Here is a 21,637-nt window from a genome sequence, read left to right on the forward strand (position 1 = left end):
CCTACTCGGCCGCCTGAGCGAAATCCGGGAACAGCGCGGCAAGCCCCTCTTCCGACGCTGCACAAACACCTCGTTCGGTGATCAGCCCGGTCACCAGACGGTTGGGGGTCACGTCAAAAGCCGGATTGCCACCGGGCGTGCCTTCGGGCGTGACGCGAACGGTGCCGATCTCACCGGCCTCCGTCACGCCCTGAATATGCGTTATCTCTTGCGCATCGCGCTCCTCGATGGGGATCTCTGCTACCCCGCCGCTCACCGTCCAATCGATGGTCGGCGATGGAAGGGCGACGTAGAACGGCACGCCATTGTCATGCGCCGCCAGCGCTTTGAGGTACGTGCCGATCTTGTTGCACACGTCGCCCCGCCGGGTCGTGCGGTCGGTGCCGGTGATGACCATGTCGACCATCCCATGCTGCATCAGATGCCCGCCCGCATTGTCGGTGATATAGGTGTGCGGAACGCCGTGTTTGCCAAGCTCCCACGAGGTCAGCGCGCCTTGATTGCGCGGGCGCGTTTCATCGACCCAGACGTGCAAGGCGATGCCCGCATCATGCGCCTGGTACATCGGGCTGGTCGCGGTGCCCCAGTCCACTGTCGCCAGCCAACCCGCGTTGCAGTGGGTGAGCAAGCGCACCGGTTCGCCGGCGGGCTTCTTGGCGGCGATATCGCGGATCAGGGCCAACCCATGTTCACCGATCCGGCGGTTGATCTCGACATCCTCGTCGGCAATCTCGTGCGCGAGCTGCAGGGCCGCTGCCGCGCGATCGCTCTCGGGCAAGGGTCGCAGCGCCGCGCGACACCGATCCAGCGCCCAGCGCAGATTGATGGCGGTGGGCCGGGTCTTTTCAAGAAAGGTCCAGGCCGCATCCATGTTGGCGTCTGACGAGTTTTCGGCCATCGCCAGCGCCATGCCATAGGCCGCCGTGGCGCCGATCAGCGGTGCACCACGCACCCGCATCTGGTAGATCGCATCGGCGAAGTCCTGCATCGTCGCCACTGGCACGACACGAAAATCGTGCGGCAACCAACGCTGGTCGATGATCTCCAGAACGTCCTTTTCGGCGTTCCACCAGAGGGATCGGTAGTGTGTGCCATCGATCTTCATAGAACGTCCTTTCCGTTGAATTCGCGCGCCATGTTACAGACGTCTTCCGCACCGGCGAGCGTGTCTGCCGCATGGATCAGTGCAGCGCCCATCATCAGATTGCGTGCCTCCAAAGGAGCGCGGACCGTCGTATCGGCGATCTCTTCGAAATCCGCGTTATGGGCAAGCGACAGACACCGCCGGTGCATCTCGATCCCGCAAACCGCCCAGGCGTCCCGCCAGACGCCCGCAAGCACCGCATCGCAGGCCGGAGAACTGTCGTGTCCCTGATCTTCGAAAAGGGCCGCCGGGTAGAGGATCCCGGTCCGTTCGGTTTTCCAAAGGTGCCGAAACTCGCTCTCAAACACGGCGCACACCTGCGTGATGACCCCGAGGATCCACTCCTGATAGGCCGCCAGATCATCGCCGCGATGCGCCGGTTGACTAAAATACGCCATGAGGAAGTTCGCGCAGAGCATGCCGATGTCAAAACCCATAGGCCCGTATTGTGCGAACTCGGGATCGATCACCCGGCTGTCGCTGCCCGTCGACATGATCGACCCGGAATGCAAATCCCCATGCACCATGGTTTCGGTGTTCGACACGAACCGCTGCAACGCCTGCTGCGCCTTGACCTTCAAACCGACATCCGCGCGCAGCTTGGCCACCACCGGGTCAAGCCCGTCGGTGTGGTTGTTCATCTCGGCGTCGTAATACGGGTCGGTGAACACAAGCGATTCGGTGATTGCCGGGATTTCCACGTTTCCCGCAAACAGCGCCACATCCGCTTTCTTGTCGGGACTGGCCATCGACAACTCGGACCCGCGAAACGCGGTTCGGGCGCAGTAGCGACCGAGGAATTCGGCCAGCCCGCCCACGCGTTCCCCCGCGATAAGCTTGCGGCGCAGAATGACATGCGGGGAGAGGTACTCCATCACGATGAGCGCCTGCGTCTCGTCGAAATAGTAGAGCTCCGGCACGGACCCCGGATCCCGCGCCGCCTGACGTGTAAGCGCGTGGTACTCATAGAACGCGCGGTACAGTGGCAATGGCCAGCTGTCCCCGACCAACCGCACATAGGGCAAGGCCTGTTTCACGATGGCCGCGCCGTTTGGTCCGCTGACGATGAAAACCAGATTGAGGTTGCCGTCACCAACCTCCTGCACCTGCCATACCGATGGGTCCGGCCCGACCTTTCCGGCCAGAACCTCGACGCTGCTCAGCCGGTTTGGAAGTGTCTCAACAGTCAGCGCCTCATACGCGGAACGTGCGTCCATTGGCGGCCTCCCCCTTCTGCAATCATCTCCCTCTTACGCATGGGTAGCTGGCAAATTATACTTATGTCAAACCATTTGACAAATGTATTCAGACACGCCTACCGTGATCGTCACCAAGAGGGAGGACAGGGGTGGCTGGCGACGCGCTTTCCGTACGCGATTTGCAGAAATCGTTCGGCAAGAATCACGTTCTGCGCGGCATCGACCTGTCTTTGACACCGGGGTCGGTGACCGTTCTCATGGGGGCGAACGGCGCCGGAAAATCCACGCTTGTAAAAGTGATCTGCGGCCACCACCCGGCGGATGGCGGCACGATGACGCTGGCCGGAGACCGCTTCACACCACATGACGCCGCCGATGCCATCCGAAAAGGCGTCGTTACCGTGCATCAGTCGATTGATGACGGTGTGATCCCGGATCTGGACGTTGCCAATAACCTGATGCTCGACCGGTTGGTCGAACGCGGCCACGGGCTCTTTGTCCGGGAAACGCAGCTTCGCGAAGAAGCTGCCAAGGTCGCCGCAGCCATGGGCATCGACGTGAACCTCAAGGCGCGCGTGTCGGACCTCGCGGTCGCCGACCGGCAGATGATCGCCATTGCCCGGGCCATGGCGCGTGCGCCGAAGGTCCTGATCCTCGATGAGCCAACTTCGTCTTTGTCCGCTACCGAAGCCGACCGGCTCTTCGCGCTGATAGACCGGTTGCGCGACCAGGGCGTGGCGATCCTCTATATTTCGCATCGCATGTCGGACATCCGCCGTCTTGCCGACCGGATCGTCGTGATGCGCGATGGCGCGATATCGGGCCTGTTCGAGACCGCGCCTCTCGATTACGAAGCCGCAGTGACCGCCATGTTGGGCCACCGGATGACAGAGGTGGACGTTACCGTGCAAGACGGAACAACGCCGGTGCTGGAACTGTCGGACCTGCGGCTACACAGCGGCGCTGCGCCCATCAACCTGGAGGCGCGCGATGGTGAGGTCGTCGCTCTTGTGGGCCTTCTCGGCAGCGGCAAGAGCCGTCTGGCGGAAATCCTGTTCGGCATGGCCGGCCCCGCGGCGGGGACCATGCGCATCAGCGGCGCTGCATATTCGCCAAGATCGGTAGAGGACGCCATCGCGCAAGGTGTGTTCCTGTCGCCAAAGGATCGCGGCACCAACGCCGTGGTCCCCGATTTCGGCATCGCCGACAACATGACCCTGCCCTTCCTCAAAAGCCTCAGCGTCGGGTCCTTTCTCGACGCGCGCCGACAACGCGGCCGCACTCAAGCGATGGTCGACCAGCTTGGCATCGTCTGCCAGACGGTGACAGACAGCATCGGCACGCTGTCCGGCGGCAACCAGCAGAAGGTCATGATCGCCCGTTGGCTGCTGGAGCAGGCCAAGGTGCTCTTGCTCGACGAGCCGTTTCAGGGCGTCGATATCGGCGCGCGCCGCGATATCGGACGCCACATCCGGGCCACGGCCCAAGGACGGGCGACTCTGGTCTTCCTCGCCGAGATCGATGAGGCGCTGGAGATCGCGGACCGTATCGTCGTGCTGCACGAAAACGCCATCGTCGGGGAGCACCGGAACCAGAATATCGACCTTGCGGCGCTGGTCGCCGACATCTCGGGGTCCGACATCCCGACGACGGGCGCACAACCATGAACGACCGCCTTCTCGACTTCGCCATTCGCTATGGATTTCTCATCCTGCTCGTCGGTCTGATCGTCTATTTCAGCCTCGCCGCGCCCGGGTTCTTCGGGCCGCTTTCCGCCGCTTTTGTCCTGCAATCGGTGGCCATCACCGGCATCCTCGCGCTTGGTGTGACCTGCACGCTCGTGGTTGGCGGCTTCGACCTGTCCATCGGAGCCGTGGCCACATCTGCGCTGATGCTGTCGGCCTATTCCATGGTGATCCTCGAACACTCCGCAATCGTTGCCGTAGCGCTCTGCCTCGGCATGGGGGCGCTTGTGGGCTTCATCAACGGGCTGCTGATCGTGAAGTTCAGGGTGCCGGACCTGCTGGCCACGCTGGGCATGATGTTCCTGCTTATCGGTCTGCAACGCATCCCGACCCAGGGCAATTCCATTGCTACTGGCATGACGCTGAACGACGGCACAGTGGCCGAGGGCACATTCTCTGCCGCTTTCCTGTGGTTGGGTCGCCACCGGTTTGATCTTTTCATCGAACGCCTCCTACCGATGCCGGTTGTGATCTTCATCGGCATCGCGGTCCTGATCTGGCTCTTCCTCGGCTTCACCCGGCACGGTCGGCTGATGTACGCCATCGGATCGAATGCACGAGCGGCAAGCCTCGTGGGCACACCCGTCAACGCCTACAAGATCGCGGCCTACATGATTTCGGGTGTCACCGCATCCATCGGGGGTATCCTGCTGGCCGCGCGCCTTGGACGGGGCGACATTGCCAGCGGGAACAACCTTCTTCTCGACAGCGTCGCCGCCGCGCTAATCGGCTTTGCGGTGCTTGGTGCCGCACGACCCAATGCCTTCGGCACCGCCATCGGTGCGCTCTTCGTCGGCATCCTTCTGCAAGGCATGACGATGATGAACGCGCCCTACTACACTCAGGATTTCGTCAAGGGCGCGGTGCTTGTCGCCGCCCTTGTCTTCACCTTCTACCTGTCCTCGCGCCGCACGGGCGCGGGACACTGACAATCAGCGATAGGGAGGATATCAACATGCTGAGACGTCACTTCATGGCCCTGGCCAGCGCGACAAGCCTCGCGCTTGGCGCAGGCGCGGCGGCGGCGCAAGAGGCCCCTGCCCCGCTCGACAATCCCGGCGACGTGACCATCGCGCTGGTGCGATACCTGTCCACGGGCGACTTCTTTCAGGCCTACCTGTCCGGGGTCGAAAATCAGGCCGCGGCGCTTGGTGTGAACCTGCGGGTCTTCGACAGCCGACAGGATGCCGCGCTGCAGGCCGACATGGTCGATCAGGCCATCGCCTTGGGCGTGGACGGGATCGTCATCCAGCACGGTCTGACCGAGTCGATGCGCGAAGCTGCCCAACGCGCCGTCGATGCGGGCATCAAGGTCGTCGCCTTTGACGTGAATGTCGAAAACGAGGCCATCCCGCAGATCGAACAGTCCGACTACTTGCTCGGCAAACTCGCGCTTGAACAGGCGATAGAAGACAACGGCGACAGCTTCGCGGCTGGCTATGTCTACGTTCCGGGCATCGCGCCGCTCGACCGTCGCCACGTCGCGTGGGAAGAGGTGAAAGAGGCCAACCCGGGCATCACCGAAGCGGCCCGTATCGGCACGCTCGACAATCCGATTGCCAACTCGAACGCCAATCAGGCACGCGCGGCGCTGCAAGCGAACCCGAATATCAGCGTCTTCTTCGCGCCCTATAATGAGTTCGCCAAGGGCGTAAAGATCGCGGCAGACGAGCTCGGCATCGGCGGCGATCTGAGCATCTATTCCGCCGACATCTCGACAGCCGACATTGCGCTCATGCGCGAGGCCGGAAGTGGATGGAAAGCCACCGTCGCCACCAACCCGGCCGTGGTCGGGGAGGTCTCGGTCCGCGCGCTCGCGCTGATGCTGGCGGGCGAAGACCCCGGCGCGTCGGTGATCGTGCCGCCGACGCTCATCACGCAGGCTTTCCTGAATGATGAGGACATCCGCAACATGGAGGACCTCGGTTCGAAGATGCCCCAGTTCCAGCATGCCGATGTGGCGATGGCCGACTGGATGCCGCTGCCGCCGCGCTGACCTTACACCGCCCGGTTCCGCCCATGCGGGATCGGGCACCGCCTGACGGAGACCGCATATGCTGATCGGAATTGACCCGCGCGTCACCCCCGAGCTTCTCTCGACCCTGGCCCTGATGGGGCATGGCGACGAGATCGTCATTGCCGACCGCAACTACCCGGCGACATGGTCCGCCGCTGGCTGCATCGAGACGCAGGTGATCCAGTATCCCGGCCATGACGCAGTGCACGTCGCCGACCTCATCACGACGCTTATGCCGCTTGATACCTTTCACACCCATTCCGTGCTGCGGATGGAGATCGACGGCGAACCCGACACCCTGTCGGATGCCCATACTGCCGTGTGGGAGCTTCTGGGTCCGCGACTGCCCGAGGGCGGCATCCTCGCAAGCCTTGAACGGCAGGCTTTCTATCGCCGTGCGGGCCACAGCTTTGCCGTGGTGCAGTGCTCCGAGGACCGCCCCTTCGGCTGCTTCATCCTGCGCAAGGGCGTGATCTTCTAAAGCATCGGAAGTGATGCAAAAACAGGCAATTGGCCGCTCTCGGTCATCCTGCGACTGAAACACTGTCGCACTGAGCCAGTTTGCCTTGCCGCGCACAAAACACCGTCGCAAAACTGCGCGGCATGGCAGACCGGCTTACAGTTGTGGTGGTGGAAGAGGATCGGGATCGCGCGATTGCGATTGTCGATGCGCTCAAGGCATCCGAGGACTGCGACGTTTTCGTCATCGGCAACGTGTCGGGTCTTGCGCGCCAGATCGCGGCGCATGAACCGGATGTGGTTCTGATCGACATCGACAATCCGACCCGTGACATGCTCGAAGAGCTGACACTGGCATCCGGACCGTTGGAGCGCCCCGTCGCGATGTTCGTCTCTGGCGCGGCAGGTGGATTGGCGACCGCCGCGATTGAGGCGGGTGTGTCCGCCTATGTCGTTGACGGGCTGAAGGCCGAACGCCTGAAACCGATCATGGACGCCGCCATCGCGCGCTTCCAGATGGTGCGCCAGATGCGCACCGAACTGGCCGAGACGCGACGCGCGCTGGAAGAACGCAAGGTGATCGACCGCGCCAAAGGCGTTTTGATGAAAGCGCGCGGCGTGGGCGAGGAAGAAGCCTATGCCATGCTGCGCAAAACCGCGATGGACCAGGGGCGCAAGGTGGCCGATGTGGCCGAGGCTTTGGTCACGGCCTCTGGGTTACTGTCGTGAAGACCGTCACTCTCCCTGTCGCCTACATGCCTTTGGTCGATGCCGCGCCGTTGATCGTGGCGCAAGACCTGGGATTTGCCGAAGCGGAGGGGTTGTCGCTCGATCTGATCGCGGCACCGTCATGGTCATCCGTTCGTGACATGCTCGCTTTCGGCCGCGTCGATGCAGCCCACATGCTGTCCCCCGTCCCGGTGGCGATGGCGCTAGGGCTGGGCGGTGTCCGGACGGCCCTGTCCGCCGTGTCGGTCACATCTGTGAACGGCAACGTCATCGGGGTCGGTCGCCCACTCGAAGACAAACTGCGCAGCGCGGGGCACGACTTCAGCTTCGATGACGCCGCCCATGCAGGGGCCGCCTTGGCCTCTGTGATCGACGACAGACTGACCGTCGGCGTCCCGTTCCCGTTCTCCATGCATGTCGAGCTGTTGCACTACTGGTTCGAGAATACGCCACTTGCCGGATTGGACGTCACCATCCGCGTGGTACCTCCGCCACTGATGGCACAGGCGATGGCTGCCGGTGAGATCGACGCTTTCTGCGTGGGCGAACCATGGGGCTCGGTCACCGTGGAGTCCGGTGCCGGGGCACTCCTCTTGCCTGCGAAGTCCATTTGGGCCTTTGCACCGGAAAAGGTGCTGGCCGTGCGGTCGGATTGGGCCGAGACCGAACCGCATCTCCTCGGTCGCCTGATGCGCGCCACCTTCAAAGCCGGGCGCTGGTTGTCCTTGCCGGAAAGCCGCACCGCTGCAGCGACATTGTTGTCCCGAAAGGAATATCTCGACGTATCGTCCGAGCTGATCGACAGGGCTTTGTCTGGGCGATTGACCATTTCCAGCAACGGAGACCAGCGCCAGGTTGACGATCTGCTGGAGTTCAATGCGGGTGCCGCCAATTTCCCGTGGCGCAGTCAGGCGAAATGGATCGGCGCGCGTATGGCTCAGCGCAGCGGGTTCGACGTGGGTGAAGCAATGCGCGCGGCGGGCTCGGTCTTCAGGTCTGATCTATACCGGCAGGAATTGAGCCAAACGACATCTGACATGCCCGGCGCGTCGGAGAAGCTGGAGGGCTCTCTGGCTCACGCGACAGCGGTGGCGTCGGAAACCGGACGGTTGATTCTGCATCCCGACCGCTTCTTCGACGGACGCATTTTTGATCCGTCCGCGAAAAGCTGACCAAAAAATAATCACTTTCACGTCTACCCATGCTGCAACGCAGCACGATGGTCGTAATTCATCAGATTTTCATTGCCGCAGCGCAGAGCCGTTGGATACATCTCCCTCATCGAAGGCAATGGCGTCTCCGATCCGAATTTTCCCACTGAACGGGAACATCCTGAGCAAAGCCGCTCGACCCTCTGTCTGATCGACAGGGTGTGTCAGCGGCTTTTTTGTTTTTCCGGCCCTCCCCGGCCACCACACGTAGGAGACATCTCCCATGATACGCTTGATCGCGGCTCTTGCTGCCACCACCGCGCTCTCTTCCCCGCTGCTTGCGCAGGATCTCGAAAAGGACGAGCTGACCTTCGGCTTCATCAAACTGACCGATATGGCGCCTTTGGCCGTTGCTTATGAACAGGGCTACTTCCTTGACGAAGGCCTGTTCGTCACGCTTGAGGCACAGGCGAACTGGAAGGTGCTTCTGGACGGTGTGATCGGCGGGCAGCTTGACGGTGCTCACATGCTTGCGGGACAACCGCTTGCGGCGACCATTGGCTACGGGACGGAAGCCCACATTATCACGCCCTTCTCGATGGATCTGAACGGCAACGGCATCACCGTGTCGAACGAAATCTGGGAACAGATGCGCCCGCATATCCCCTCGATGGAAGACGGTCGTCCGCAACACCCGATCAGCGCAGCCGCTCTGAAGCCGGTGGTCGAAGATTTCCAGGCGCGCGGCGAGCCGTTCAACATGGGCATGGTGTTTCCGGTGTCCACCCACAACTACGAACTGCGCTACTGGCTGGCCGCCGGTGGTCTGGAGCCGGGTTATTACTCGCCCGAGAACATCTCCGGCCAGATCGGTGCGGACGTGTTCCTCTCCGTAACCCCGCCGCCACAGATGCCTGCGACACTCGAAGCCGGAACCATCCACGGCTACTGCGTCGGTGAACCGTGGAACCAGCAGGCCGTGTTTAAGGGCATCGGCGTGCCGGTCATCACCGATTATCAACTTTGGAAGAACAATCCCGAGAAAGTCTTTGGAATTACCAAAGAATTCGCGGATGAAAATCCGAACACCACAAAGGCCGTCGTCAAGGCGCTGATCCGCGCAGCGATGTGGCTCGATGAAAACGACAACGCCAACCGCCCCGAAGCGGTGGAGATCCTGTCCCGCCCCGAATATGTGGGCGCCGATTACGACGTCATCGCCAACTCCATGACGGGCTTTTTCGAGTTCGAAAAGGGCGACAAACGCGATATCCCCGACTTCAACGTTTTCTTCCGCTACAACGCGACCTACCCGTTCTATTCGGACGCCGTCTGGTACCTGACCCAGATGCGCCGCTGGGGTCAGATCGCAGAGCCCAAGCCGGATAGCTGGTACGACGAGATCGCGAAGTCGGTCTACAAGCCGGACATCTACCTGGACGCCGCACGCGCCCTGGTCGACGAGGGACTGGCAAACGAAGCAGACTTCCCGTGGGACAGCGACGGTTACAAAGCCGCCACGCCCGCAGAGGACATCATCGACGGGATTCCCTACGACGGCCGGTCCCCGAACGCCTACCTCGAAAGCCTGCCGATTGGTCTGAAAGGTGAGCAGATCGTCGTTGGAAACGAAATCCAAGGCTGACACGGCCGCGCGCTCATCGAGCCTTTCGGCTCTCTTCGCAAAGAGCTCGATCACGAGCGATGAGCGCGCCAGCCCATCCATTAAGGACGCGACCCGATGACAACCGTCGATCCGAATTTCTCTGACGTTGCAGACCGCGAAGCGCGCAAAGCCCGTCTGTTCACACGCATCAATGCTGCCGACAAATGGTTCCAGGTTCTGGGTCTGAGTTGGCTCACCCCCATCCTGAAAGCCGCCGCCGGGGACAACCCGCAAGCGCAGGTCAAGGAAATCTGGCGCCTGCTGATCGTTCCGATCCTCGCCATCTGCGCCTTCCTCATGCTTTGGGCCACCCTCGCACCGAAAGTGCAAACCTCGCTCGGCGCGGTCCCCGGACCAGCGCAGGTCTGGGAAGAAGCGGTAAACCTGCATGAAGACGCGCTCGACAAAGCGGCGAAGAAGGCCGATTTCGAAGCGAAGGTCGCAGAACTGAACGAACGCCGCATCGCCAACGGGCAGGAACCGCGCGAACGCGCCTATACAGGCGCGCCGACCTACTACCAGCAGATTTGGACGTCGATCCAAACCGTGTTCTTCGGCTTCCTGATCGCGACGGTTGTCGCCGTGCCGCTGGGCATCGCCGCCGGTCTGTCACCGACCGCCAACGCAGCGCTCAACCCGTTGATCCAAATCTTCAAACCGGTCTCACCACTTGCATGGCTGCCGATTGTGACGATGGTCGTCTCGGCCCTGGCAGCAGCCGAAGGCGGATTATTTGCCAAAAGCTTTGTCATCTCCGCGGTCACTGTGACGCTCTGCTCGCTCTGGCCGACGCTGATCAACACCGCGCTTGGCGTGGCTTCCATCGACAAGGACCTGATCAACGTCTCCAAGGTGTTGAAAATGAACACCTATACCAAGATCACGAAGCTGGTCCTTCCGTCGGCGCTGCCGCTCATCTTCACCGGTTTGCGCCTGTCGTTGGGCGTTGGCTGGATGGTGCTCATCGCGGCAGAGATGCTCGCGCAGAACCCGGGCCTCGGCAAGTTTGTGTGGGACGAGTTTCAGAACGGATCGTCTTCCTCACTCGCCAAGATCATGGTGGCTGTGCTCACCATCGGCATCATCGGCTTCCTCTTGGACCGCGTGATGTACGCCCTGCAGTCGCTCTTCACCTTCTCGAACAATCGGTGATCTCAGATGAGCATTCTGTCCTTCAAAAATGTCTCGAAAAGTTACGGCGTCGGCACCAGTCAGACGCAGGTTCTGAAAGACATCAATCTCGATGTCGAAGAGGGCGAGTTCCTTGTCCTCCTCGGCTTCTCCGGCACCGGCAAGACCACGCTGATCAACCTGATGGCCGGCCTTGATACCCCGACCACCGGGGAGGTCACCTTCAAGGGCGCGCCTGTCACGGAACCCGGTCCCGAACGCGGCGTGATTTTCCAGAGCTATTCGCTCATGCCGTGGCTGACCGTGAACGGAAATGTCGGCCTTGCCGTTGATGCGATCTTTCCCGGCCTCAGCGCTGCCGAGCGCAGCGCGAAGGTCGACCACTATGTCAAGATGGTGGGTCTCAGCCACGCCACCACACGTCGCCCGGCAGAGCTGTCCGGCGGCATGCGCCAACGGGTGAACGTCGCTCGTGCCCTGGCGATGAACCCAGAAGTACTGCTTCTTGACGAGCCGCTGTCGGCACTCGACGCCCTCACGCGTGCCAACCTCGCGGACGAGATCGAGCAAATCTGGGAAGAGGACAAAAAGACCTGTGTCCTCATCACCAACGATGTGGACGAGGCCATTATCCTCGCCGACCGCATCATCGCGCTGAACCCGGACGGCACCTTGGGTGATGAATTCAAGGTCACCATCCCCCGCCCGCGCGATCGCATCGCGATGAACACGAACGAGACGTTCAAGGCCCTGCGCAAGGATGTGACCAAGTATCTGATGGATGTTGGGATCGAAGCGCGGGTCGAAGGCAGCAAGATCCTCCCGAACGTGACACCCATCCACGGCGTCCCGACTGCGGTGGCAAAGGCGCAGGAAGGTATGATCGAGAACCGGTTCCTCGACTTCAGCCAGCTTCACAAGGTCTACCCGACACCGAAAGGTCCGCTTACCGTGGTCGAGAATTTCGACCTCAAGATCGACCGCGGCGAGTTCATCTCGCTGATCGGCCACTCCGGCTGTGGGAAATCCACGGTCCTGACCATGGCCGCCGGACTGAATGAAATCTCGGAAGGTGCGATCAAGCTGGACGGTCGCCACGTCGAGGGCGCCGACCCGGAACGCGCGGTCGTTTTCCAGTCGCCGAACCTCTTTCCGTGGCTCACCGCAAAAGAGAACGTGGCGATTGGCGTGGACAAGGTCTACCCGAAGGCCAGCCAGGCCGAACGGCAGGACGTGGTCGAATACTACCTCGAACGCGTGGGGCTCGGCGACGCGATGGACAAATCCGCGGCTGACTTGTCGAACGGCATGAAGCAGCGTGTCGGCATCGCCCGGGCGTTCGCCCTGTCGCCAAAGCTCCTGCTGCTGGATGAACCTTTCGGCATGCTCGACAGCCTGACCCGCTGGGAGCTTCAGGAGGTTCTCATGGAAGTCTGGTCGCGCACCAAGGTGACGGCCATCTGCGTGACTCATGACGTGGACGAGGCCATCCTGTTGGCCGACCGCGTGGTCATGATGACCAACGGCCCGCAGGCCACGATCGGCAAGATCACGTCGGTCGACCTGCCACGCCCCCGGACTCGCAAGGCGCTTCTCGAACACCCGGATTACTACAACTACCGCCAAGAAGTACTCGATTTCCTTGAGGAATACGAGCACGGCGCGAAACCGAAACCCAAAGCTCCGGCCCCTGCGCCGATGGCAGCGGAGTAAAAGCCATGAGCAAACAGAAACTGGTCATCATTGGCGCGGGTATGGCGACAGGCCGGGTCATCGAACACCTGGTCGAAGCCGCACCGGATGCCTACGACATCACCCTCTTCAACGCCGAACCGCGCGGCAACTACAACCGGATCATGCTGTCCCCGGTTCTGTCGGGCGAGAAGACGTACGAAGAGATCGTCACACACGACGACGCATTCTATGCGGATCACAACGTATCCTGCCGCTTCGGCGAGAAAGTGTTGAAGATCGACCGCGAATTGAAGGTGGTCGAAGGCGAGAACGGTCACGTCCCTTACGACAAGCTGATCCTTGGCACAGGGTCTGATCCCTTCATGATCCCCCTGCCCGGGCACGATCTGGACGGTGTCATAGCGTACCGCGATCTTGAGGATACCGAGCGAATGATGTCGCTTGGTCCGGACAACAAGGTTGTGGTTATCGGCGGTGGTTTGCTTGGCCTTGAGGCGGCAGCGGGCATGGCGGCGCGCGGTGTGGACGTCACCGTCGTGCACATCATGGGCCACCTGATGGAGCGCCAGTTGGACGAAGCAGCGGGGTATCTGCTGAAGAAGTCTCTGGAAAGCAAAGGCATCAAGATTTGCCTGCAGGCCAATTCCAAAGAAATCCTTGGCGAAGACGGAAAGGTCAAGGCGCTGCTCTTGGAAGACGGCACCGAACTGCCATGCGACCTGCTGGTCATGGCCGTAGGTATCCGGCCGTGCGTCGCGCTAGCGAAAGGGGCCGGACTGGCAGTGGGTCGCGGCATCCATGTGGATGACCAGATGCTCACCTCTGACGAGAACGTGTTTGCCGTCGGCGAATGTGTAGAGCATGACGGCGCGCTGTTTGGACTTGTTGCGCCGCTTTACGATCAGGCGAAGGTACTCGCGCAGACGCTTCTGGGTGAGCAGGCCGCATTCAAACAGAAATCGCTGTCGACAAAGCTCAAGGTCACTGGTTGTGATCTGTTCAGCGCGGGCGATTTTGCGGACGGTGATACGCGGGAAAACATCGTCTTCCGCGATCCGGGACGCGGGGTCTACAAGCGTCTGGTGATCGAAGGCGAAAGGCTTGTTGGGTGCGTCATGTACGGTGACACGGCTGACGGCAACTGGTTCTTCGACAAGATCAGAAGCGGAGAAAGCATCGATGAGATGCGCGAGACGCTGATCTTCGGCCCCGCCTATCAAGGGGGTGCCGCCGTGGACCCTCTCTCAGCCGTTGCAGCGTTGCCGCCTGACGCGGAAATCTGTGGTTGCAACGGCATTTGCAAATCCACCATCACCGACACCATCTCAGGCGGAGCGACCGATCTCGGGTCCGTGCGCGCCAAAACCAAGGCGAGCGCATCCTGCGGGACCTGTACCGGTCTGGTCGAACAGCTCTTGCAAGTCACGCTGGGCGACGACTTCCAGATGCCGCAGGCGCAACCGATGTGCGGCTGCACCGATCTGGCCCATGAAGACGTGCGGCGCCTGATCAAGAGTCAGGAACTCAAAAGCCAGGCGGCGGTCTGGCAGGAGCTTGGCTGGACCACACCGAACGGTTGCCATGTCTGTCGCCCAGCCGTGAATTTCTATCTCATCGCGGATTGGCCGATCGAATATCAGGACGACCCCCAAAGCCGGTTCGTCAACGAACGCAAACATGCGAATATCCAGAAGGATGGAACGTTCAGCGTCGTTCCCCGGATGTGGGGCGGGATCACCAACCCGACCGAACTACGCGCGATTGCCGATGCGGCGGACAAGTACAACGTGCCGACCGTGAAGGTCACCGGCGGCCAGCGCATCGATCTTCTGGGCGTCAAAGGCGAAGACCTGCCCGCGATCTGGGCCGATTTGAACAAGGCGGGGCTGGTTTCGGGCCACGCTTATTCCAAGGGCCTTCGCACGGTCAAAACCTGTGTCGGTACGGATCACTGCCGCTTTGGCACGCAGGACAGCACGGGGCTTGGGATCAAGCTCGAAAAGCTGCTCTGGGGGTCGTGGACACCGCACAAGGTCAAGCTCGGCGTCTCGGGCTGCCCGCGCAACTGCGCCGAGGCGACGTGCAAGGATATCGGCGTGGTCTGTGTCGACAGCGGGTACCAGATCGGCATCGGCGGCGCGGCTGGCATGGACGTCAAGGAGACGCAACTCCTTTGCCAGGTCCCGACCGAGGAGGAGTGCATTGAGATCGTCCTCGCCGTCACCCAGGCCTACCGCGAAAACGCCAAGTATCTCGACCGCATCTACAAATGGGTCGCCAAGGTGGGCCTCGATTGGGTCAAGGAAACCGTGGTGGACGATCTCGCAAACCGCAAGACGCTCGTCGACCGGTTCGAGCTTTCGCAAACCATCTACCGCAAGGACCCGTGGGCAGAACACGCGAAAGAAAAGGCCGACACCTACGCGCCTCTGGCGGATTTGACACTGGAGGCTGCAGAATGAACTGGATCGATATCGGACATGTCGAGGACATCCCCGTCCTCGGCGCGCGCCTTCTCAAAACGCGGATCGGATGTATCGCGGTGTTCCGCACGGCTGAGGCCGAAGTGTTCGCAGCATCGAACGCCTGCCCCCACAAGGGCGGTCCCTTGGCCGAAGGCATCGTGCATGGCCAGAAAGTGACCTGCCCGCTGCACAACTGGGTGTTCGACCTGAACACGGGCGAAGCCCAAGGGGCCGATGAAGGTCGCATCGCCACCTACCCCGTGCGTCTTGAAAACAACCGTATCCTTATCGACGGAGACGCCGTGGAACAGCGGAGCGCCGCGTGATGGACGGCTCCGGTCTTCCTGAAACACGCTCCACCTGCCCCTATTGCGGGGTCGGCTGCGGCGTGCTGCTGCGCCCGGACGGGCACGGTGGCCTGGCGGTCCGGGGCGATCCGGAGCATCCGGCAAACAAAGGACGACTCTGCTCAAAGGGATCGGCACTTGGCGATACGGTCGGCTTGGCACACCGTCTTCTCGCGCCCATCGTGGATGGTGCGGAAATCACTTGGGACACAGCGCTACAGCACGTTGCCGATCGCTTCTCAAACACGATTGCGGAGCACGGTCCAGACAGCGTTGCCTTCTACGTTTCGGGCCAGTTGCTGACCGAAGACTATTACGTCGCCAACAAGCTGATGAAAGGCTTCATCGGCTCCGCCAATATCGATACGAACTCGCGGCTGTGCATGGCGTCCACTGTGGCGGGGCACAAGCGGGCTTTTGGCACGGATACGGTACCGGGCACCTATGAAGACCTCGAAGAAGCCGATCTCATCGTGCTCGTCGGTTCCAACCTCGCCTGGTGCCATCCGGTGCTCTATCAACGCATCATCGCGGCGAAAAAAGAGCGTGGTACCAAGATCGTCGTGATCGATCCACGCCGCACGGCAAGCTGTGATGGCGCCGAGATGCACCTCGCGCTCAAGCCAGGCAGTGATGTGGCGCTGTTCAATCACCTTTTCACAAAGATCTACGAAGGCGGTGCGTTTGACAGGGACTTTCTGAAGCATACCAATGGCTTCGACACCACGCTGACGTCAGCCTACAGCGACAACGTCGCCGCCACAGGGTTGAGCGAAGGAGAGCTGAATGCGTTCTGTCGGCTTTGGCTCAACACCGAACGTGTCGTCACCGTGTTCAGCCAAGGCGTCAACCAATCCACCAGCGGCGCGGACAAGGTCAACGCCATCCTGAATTGCCATCTTGCGACGGGCCGGATCGGCAAACCCGGGATGGGCCCCTTCTCGGTCACCGGTCAACCGAACGCCATGGGAGGCCGCGAAGTCGGCGGCTTGGCGAATATGCTGGCCTGCCACCTCGACCTTGAAAACGCCGATCACCGCGCGGCGGTGCGGGATTTCTGGTCGGCCCCCAAGATGCCCACCGCTCCAGGCCTGAAAGCCATCGATATGTTCGACGCGGTGAAGGACGGGCGGATCAAGGCGCTCTGGGTCATTCACACCAATCCTGCAGTGTCCTTGCCGGACGCGGACGGAGTGCGGGACGCCATCGCGCAGTGCCCCTTCACGGTCGTCAGCGACATCACCGCCAAAACCGACACGGCGCGACTTTGTGACGTGCTGCTCCCTGCCACGGCCTGGGCCGAAAAGGACGGGACCGTCACCAATTCCGACCGCACCATCAGCCGCCAGCGCGCGGTGCTGCCCGCACCGGGTGCCGCGCGCGCGGATTGGGACATACTCGCGGACGTCGGGCGTCGCATGGGGTTTGCCAAGGCCTTCGATTACCAGACCCCCGCAGAGATCTTCCGCGAGCATGCCGCATTGTCCGGGATCGCCGGTCGTTTCGGGCGCGACTTCGATATCTCTGCCCTCAGCCAGCTACATGATGCAGAGTATGAGCTATTCGAACCAACCCGTTGGCCTGTCACAAAAACCCGATCGGGCGGTCGCTTCTTTGCGGACGGCAGATTCTTCCATCCGGACGGCAAGGCGCAGCTTCTGCCGGTGCAGAATAAAGCGCCGGCCTCGGTGCCCTCCGATGCGTTTCCCTTCGTCCTGAACACCGGTCGTGTCCGCGACCATTGGCACACGATGACCCGGACGGCGCTGTCGGCCCGCTTGTCATCACACTATGCCGAACCCTTCGTCGATATTCACCCGCAGGATGCAGTATCGCTCGGACTGGAGGCTGCCGACCTTGCCCTTGTCAAAAGCGAAACCGGCAGCGCAACCCTCCGGGTCCGCATCACGGATGCGGTCGCAAAGGGTCAGCTTTTCGCCCCCATCCATTGGACCGGTGAAACTGCACCAACGGGCCGGATCGACGCGGTCGTCGCTGCCAATGTCGACCCGGTGTCCGGCCAGCCCGAAAGCAAAGCCAGCACGGTTTCCGTTACCAAATTCAACGCCGCCTGGTACGGCTTCGCCGTCTCCTCGCGCGAGATGGCGCTCGACACCGAATACTGGGCTGTGGCCGCCACTTCCAAAGGCACCCGCGCAGAGCTGGCAGGCCTGTCGCCCGTCGCAGACTGGGAAACCGCCGCCCGAACCCTCTTCGGCCTGCCGGACGCCAGTATGTCGCTCGTCGCCGACACCGCCCGCAGCATCGCGCGTGTCGCGTTCGAGGAGGACGGCAGGTTGATCGCTGCGCTCTTCGTGTCGCCGCGACCTGTCGCGGTCATGCGGGACTATCTCACAACCCTGCCCGGTGAAGTCGCGCCCGATGTGCTGACCGGTCGGTCCCCGGCGGATCGCCCCGATCCGGGTCCGACGCTGTGTTCCTGTTTCGGCGTGGGGATCAACACCATCGTGACCGCGATCGAAACCCAAGGGCTCATGGATGTCGATGCCATCGGCGCCGCGCTGCAGGCCGGAACGAACTGCGGTTCCTGCCGCCCCGAACTGGCAGCCCTTCTGTCTGCTCATACGAAATTGGAGGCAGCCGAATGATGCGTTTCCCCCTATCCGCCCCGATTGCGCGCGGAGGCCCGATCCGGTTGCCGAACATCCTGCGGCGCGTGTTCGGGCAGTCAGAGACGCCCGTTTTCTCCAACGATAAGACCGTAGCACCAACGAGCGGCGTGCCTCATCGGGCGCATATCGCATTGGTCGGCGCGGGACCCGGAGCGAAGGACCTGCTTACGCTCCGCGCTGTCGAACGTATCCAGCAGGCGGATGTCGTCTTCTATGACCGGCTCGTCGGTCAAGACGTCATTGCTTTGGCGCGCAAGGACGCCGAATGTGTGTTTGTCGGCAAACATGTGGGCGCGCATGCGTGGCCGCAGGACCGCATCAACGCGGTGATCGTATCGGAAGCGCTGAAAGGTCGCCGCGTGGTGCGTCTGAAATCCGGTGATCCCGGCATATTCGGGCGCGCTGGCGAAGAACTGGCAGCGGCCCGCGCCGAAGGCATCCCTGTCGAAATCGTGCCCGGCGTCACATCGGCCTCTGCCGCAGCCGCGTCTTTGGGGCAAAGCCTGACGGAACGTGGCATTGCCGACACTCTGATCCTTACGACGGGGATGAGCCGTGAGGGCGATCCCCTGCCCCAAAGCGCGCGGTTCGCCGGCCCTGGAACGACGACGGCGCTTTATATGTCGGTGCGCCAGTCCGCACGGATCAGCGCGGCCCTTCTGGCGCGTGGATTGCCACAGGACGCGCCGGTGCACATCGTCGTGGATGCGTCAAAGCGCACGGAACGGCGATACACCGCAACAGCCGCCACCTTCGCCGACACTCTGGCGTCGAAGCGCATTATCGGCTGCGCGATGATCCTCGTGACCTGGCCGAGTGCCAATTCGGGGAACGTCACCTCAGCCGCCGAACCCGCCGCCGCTCTGGCTTAACCTGCGACACCCATTTCCGCGTCGGCCCGAAGCTGCGTCGCCGCCAGCGCGGACAAGGCGACCATGACGGACGCGGTGCCAAGCACCAGCGCCAGGCCGCCGATCTGGTAACTCAGACCGGACAGCACTGTGCCGATCAACCGCCCGCCCGCGTTCGCCATGTAGTAGAAGCCGACATCCATCGTGACCCGCTCGTTGTGCGTGAAATCGAGGATAAGATAGGAATGCAGCGCTGAATTCACGGCAAAGAGGGCGCCGAAGACCAGCAGCCCAATCACCAAACTCACCGTAAGCCAAGTTTGTGGCTCGGGCGACAGTATCGCCGCCAAGGTCAGGGCGCAGGGCACCACCAGCAACCGAAGCGCCCAGACCCGCGCGTCCCGCACAAGCGCACCCGCGTCGCGGTGCGCGGCCCGCAACAGTTTCGGCGTGTTGGCCTGCACGATGCCATAAAGGATGATCCACCCGGCCATAAACGTCCCGATCAGAAAGAACGCCGCGCGATTGCCTGCCTCCGTTCCATCCGACAGAACTGCGTAGAAGTAGATCGGGATGCCGACGACGAACCAGACATCCCGCGCACCGAACAGGAATACCCGCGCAACCGAGAGCCAGTTCACGTTGGACGATTTCGAGAACACCTCGGAGAACTTCGCGCCCTTGCGTCCTTTGGGCAGCCCGGACGGCATGAACAGAACGATGGCGATCAGGATCACGGCCAGCACCGTCGCCATCGCGTAGGTCGCCGGGACAAAGCCAAAAAGAGCGAGCATCGCCGCGCCGAGGAGGAAGCCAAGGCCCTTCACCGCGTTTTTAGATCCCGTCAGGATCGCCACCCAGCGGAACAGACCACCGCCCTCGGTCGGGGCCAACAGCTTTACCGCGGATTTGGACGACATTTTGGCCAAATCCTTGGCCACGCCCGACGCACCCTGCACCGCCATAACGCACACGACCGACGCGCCCACCGCCCAGGTCGGATCCAGTTGTGCAAGCGCCAGAAGCGCCAGCACCTGAATGCCGAGGCCCGCATAAAGGGTAGACGTCAACCCAAACCGCGCGGCGATCCAGCCCGCGGACAGGTTGGTTATCATGCCAGCAATCTCGTAAAGGACAAACAGATACGCCAACTGGATCGGCGAAAAACCCAGCGTATGGAAATGCAAAAGCACGAGCATGCGCAGCGCGCCGTCGGTCAGCATGAACGCCCAATAGGCCGCCGTCACGGCGATATAGGCAGAAAGGCCCTCGGGTCGGTTCACAGGTTGTTCCCAACCATCAGCGCGACATCGACGAGGCGGTGTGCATAACCCATCTCGTTGTCATACCACGCGTAGACCTTCACCTGTGTGCCGTTGACCACCATCGTAGAGGGGGCGTCCACGATGCTCGACCGCGTGTCATTGGTGTAATCGGTCGACACCAGCGGGCGCGTCTCGTAGCCTAGGATGCCCTTCAGGTCGCCTTCCGCCGCTGCCTCGAACAAGGCGTTGACCTCCGCCTCGGTCGTGGCGCGCTCCATCTCAAACACACAATCAGTCAACGACGCGTTCAACAGCGGCACCCGCACCGCGTGACCATTCAAACGCCCCTGAAGCTCGGGATAGATCAGCGTGATCGCGGTTGCGCTGCCGGTGGTTGTGGGGATCAGGGAATTCAAGGCCGACCGTGCGCGACGCAGGTCCTTGGCGGGGCGATCCACGATGGTTTGCGTGTTTGTTACGTCGTGGATAGTTGTTATGCTTCCGTGCTTTATGCCAATATTCTCATGCAAAACCTTCACGACGGGCGCGAGGCAATTGGTGGTGCAGCTTGCCGCGGTAACGATGTGGTGTTTGGCCGGATCGTAGATGTCATGATTCACGCCGAAAACGATATTCGCCGTAGGTCCGTCCTTGACCGGTGCGGACACGACAACTTTCTTTACGCGTGCTTGAAAATACGGTACGATTTTCGCCTCTGATTTGAAAATCCCGGTGCAGTCGATCACCACGTCCACCCCGTCCAAGGGCAGCGCACTCAGGTCGGACGTACCGATGAACGGCAAGCGTGTGCCATCGATCGTCACGCTGTCGGCATCATGTGCGAACGTGGCATCCCAACGGCCATGGACCGTGTCGAACTCGAACAGATGTGCGTGCATCGCCGGGTCGCCGACAGCATCATTGATCCATGCAATCGGCGCCCCACGCTCCAGCAAGGGTTTCAAGGCCAGTTTGCCGATGCGGCCAAGGCCGTTTAGCGCGTAGGTGGTCATGAGCATCCGCCGTTATCTGAGAGTTGCGCGCAGTTAGCATGCCACGCATCACAGTTTTGTAACAGATGAGCGGAAACCCTACCGGATACACCCACCTTTTCCGATTGCGGCGCGGGCCAAATTGCGT

At 61.8% G+C, this 21,637-nt stretch carries 17 protein-coding genes; 13 read left to right on the forward strand and 4 right to left on the reverse strand.

Going from position 1 to position 21,637, the window contains the following annotated elements:
- Position 1: 1 nt before the first annotated feature.
- A complete protein-coding gene (gene mtnA, locus BUA42_RS09350; RefSeq protein ID WP_072777404.1) occupies positions 2–1,105 on the reverse strand; it encodes an S-methyl-5-thioribose-1-phosphate isomerase in 1,104 nt (367 codons plus the stop codon).
- On the reverse strand, positions 1,102–2,361 hold the full coding sequence (mtnK, locus tag BUA42_RS09355) for an S-methyl-5-thioribose kinase (RefSeq protein ID WP_072777405.1): 1,260 nt from the start codon (positions 2,359–2,361) through the stop codon (positions 1,102–1,104). The genes mtnA and mtnK overlap by 4 nt, the downstream gene beginning before the upstream one ends.
- Positions 2,362–2,492: 131 nt before the next feature.
- Here mtnK and BUA42_RS09360 point away from each other — a divergent pair, with 131 nt between their 5' ends.
- The 13 genes from BUA42_RS09360 (at position 2,493) to cobA (ending at position 19,253) form a co-directional block, all read left to right on the forward strand.
- Entirely contained in the window at positions 2,493–4,010 is a 1,518-nt protein-coding gene (locus tag BUA42_RS09360) for a sugar ABC transporter ATP-binding protein (protein ID WP_072777406.1), read from the forward strand.
- Complete coding sequence (locus BUA42_RS09365; RefSeq protein WP_072777407.1) at positions 4,007–5,017, forward strand: ABC transporter permease; 1,011 nt, start codon at positions 4,007–4,009, stop codon at positions 5,015–5,017. The genes BUA42_RS09360 and BUA42_RS09365 overlap by 4 nt, the downstream gene beginning before the upstream one ends.
- Positions 5,018–5,043: 26 nt before the next feature.
- Positions 5,044–6,084, forward strand: coding sequence for a substrate-binding domain-containing protein (locus BUA42_RS09370; protein WP_072777408.1), 1,041 nt, complete (start codon positions 5,044–5,046; stop codon positions 6,082–6,084).
- Positions 6,085–6,142: 58 nt separating this feature from the next.
- A complete protein-coding gene (locus BUA42_RS09375; protein WP_072777409.1) occupies positions 6,143–6,586 on the forward strand; it encodes an RbsD/FucU family protein in 444 nt (147 codons plus the stop codon).
- Between the two features lie 122 nt (positions 6,587–6,708).
- Positions 6,709–7,293: an ANTAR domain-containing response regulator gene (locus tag BUA42_RS09380; RefSeq protein WP_072777410.1), complete on the forward strand. Its 585-nt coding sequence runs from the start codon at positions 6,709–6,711 to the stop codon at positions 7,291–7,293.
- Positions 7,290–8,465 (forward strand): CmpA/NrtA family ABC transporter substrate-binding protein, encoded by a 1,176-nt coding sequence (locus BUA42_RS09385; RefSeq protein WP_072777411.1) that lies wholly within the window; start codon positions 7,290–7,292, stop codon positions 8,463–8,465. The genes BUA42_RS09380 and BUA42_RS09385 overlap by 4 nt, the downstream gene beginning before the upstream one ends.
- Before the next feature lie 262 nt (positions 8,466–8,727).
- Positions 8,728–10,089 (forward strand): CmpA/NrtA family ABC transporter substrate-binding protein, encoded by a 1,362-nt coding sequence (locus tag BUA42_RS09395; RefSeq protein ID WP_072777413.1) that lies wholly within the window; start codon positions 8,728–8,730, stop codon positions 10,087–10,089.
- A gap of 96 nt (positions 10,090–10,185) precedes the next feature.
- Positions 10,186–11,262 (forward strand): ABC transporter permease, encoded by a 1,077-nt coding sequence (locus BUA42_RS09400; RefSeq protein ID WP_072777414.1) that lies wholly within the window; start codon positions 10,186–10,188, stop codon positions 11,260–11,262.
- A gap of 6 nt (positions 11,263–11,268) precedes the next feature.
- A complete protein-coding gene (locus BUA42_RS09405; protein ID WP_072777415.1) occupies positions 11,269–12,954 on the forward strand; it encodes an ABC transporter ATP-binding protein in 1,686 nt (561 codons plus the stop codon).
- Between the two features lie 5 nt (positions 12,955–12,959).
- Entirely contained in the window at positions 12,960–15,398 is a 2,439-nt protein-coding gene (nirB, locus tag BUA42_RS09410) for a nitrite reductase large subunit NirB (RefSeq protein ID WP_072777416.1), read from the forward strand.
- Positions 15,395–15,727: a nitrite reductase small subunit NirD gene (nirD, locus tag BUA42_RS09415; protein ID WP_072777417.1), complete on the forward strand. Its 333-nt coding sequence runs from the start codon at positions 15,395–15,397 to the stop codon at positions 15,725–15,727. The genes nirB and nirD overlap by 4 nt, the downstream gene beginning before the upstream one ends.
- Entirely contained in the window at positions 15,727–18,357 is a 2,631-nt protein-coding gene (locus BUA42_RS09420) for a nitrate reductase (protein WP_072777418.1), read from the forward strand. The genes nirD and BUA42_RS09420 overlap by 1 nt, the downstream gene beginning before the upstream one ends.
- Positions 18,354–19,253 carry a uroporphyrinogen-III C-methyltransferase gene (cobA, locus tag BUA42_RS09425; RefSeq protein ID WP_084066179.1) on the forward strand — a complete coding sequence of 300 codons (900 nt, stop codon included), beginning with the start codon at positions 18,354–18,356 and terminating at the stop codon, positions 19,251–19,253. The genes BUA42_RS09420 and cobA overlap by 4 nt, the downstream gene beginning before the upstream one ends.
- On the opposite strand, the gene arsJ is transcribed toward cobA, so the two are convergent.
- Both arsJ and BUA42_RS09435 read right to left on the reverse strand, forming a co-directional pair.
- Positions 19,250–20,515 (reverse strand): organoarsenical effux MFS transporter ArsJ, encoded by a 1,266-nt coding sequence (gene arsJ / locus BUA42_RS09430; RefSeq protein ID WP_072777419.1) that lies wholly within the window; start codon positions 20,513–20,515, stop codon positions 19,250–19,252. The two genes, cobA and arsJ, sit on opposite strands and share 4 nt — an antisense overlap.
- Positions 20,512–21,510: an ArsJ-associated glyceraldehyde-3-phosphate dehydrogenase gene (locus BUA42_RS09435; RefSeq protein WP_072777420.1), complete on the reverse strand. Its 999-nt coding sequence runs from the start codon at positions 21,508–21,510 to the stop codon at positions 20,512–20,514. Before BUA42_RS09435 ends, arsJ begins: the two co-directional genes overlap by 4 nt.
- Between the last annotated feature and the right edge of the window lie 127 nt (positions 21,511–21,637).

The sequence above is a fragment of the Marivita hallyeonensis genome (assembly GCF_900129875.1).
Lineage (GTDB): Bacteria > Pseudomonadota > Alphaproteobacteria > Rhodobacterales > Rhodobacteraceae > Marivita > Marivita hallyeonensis.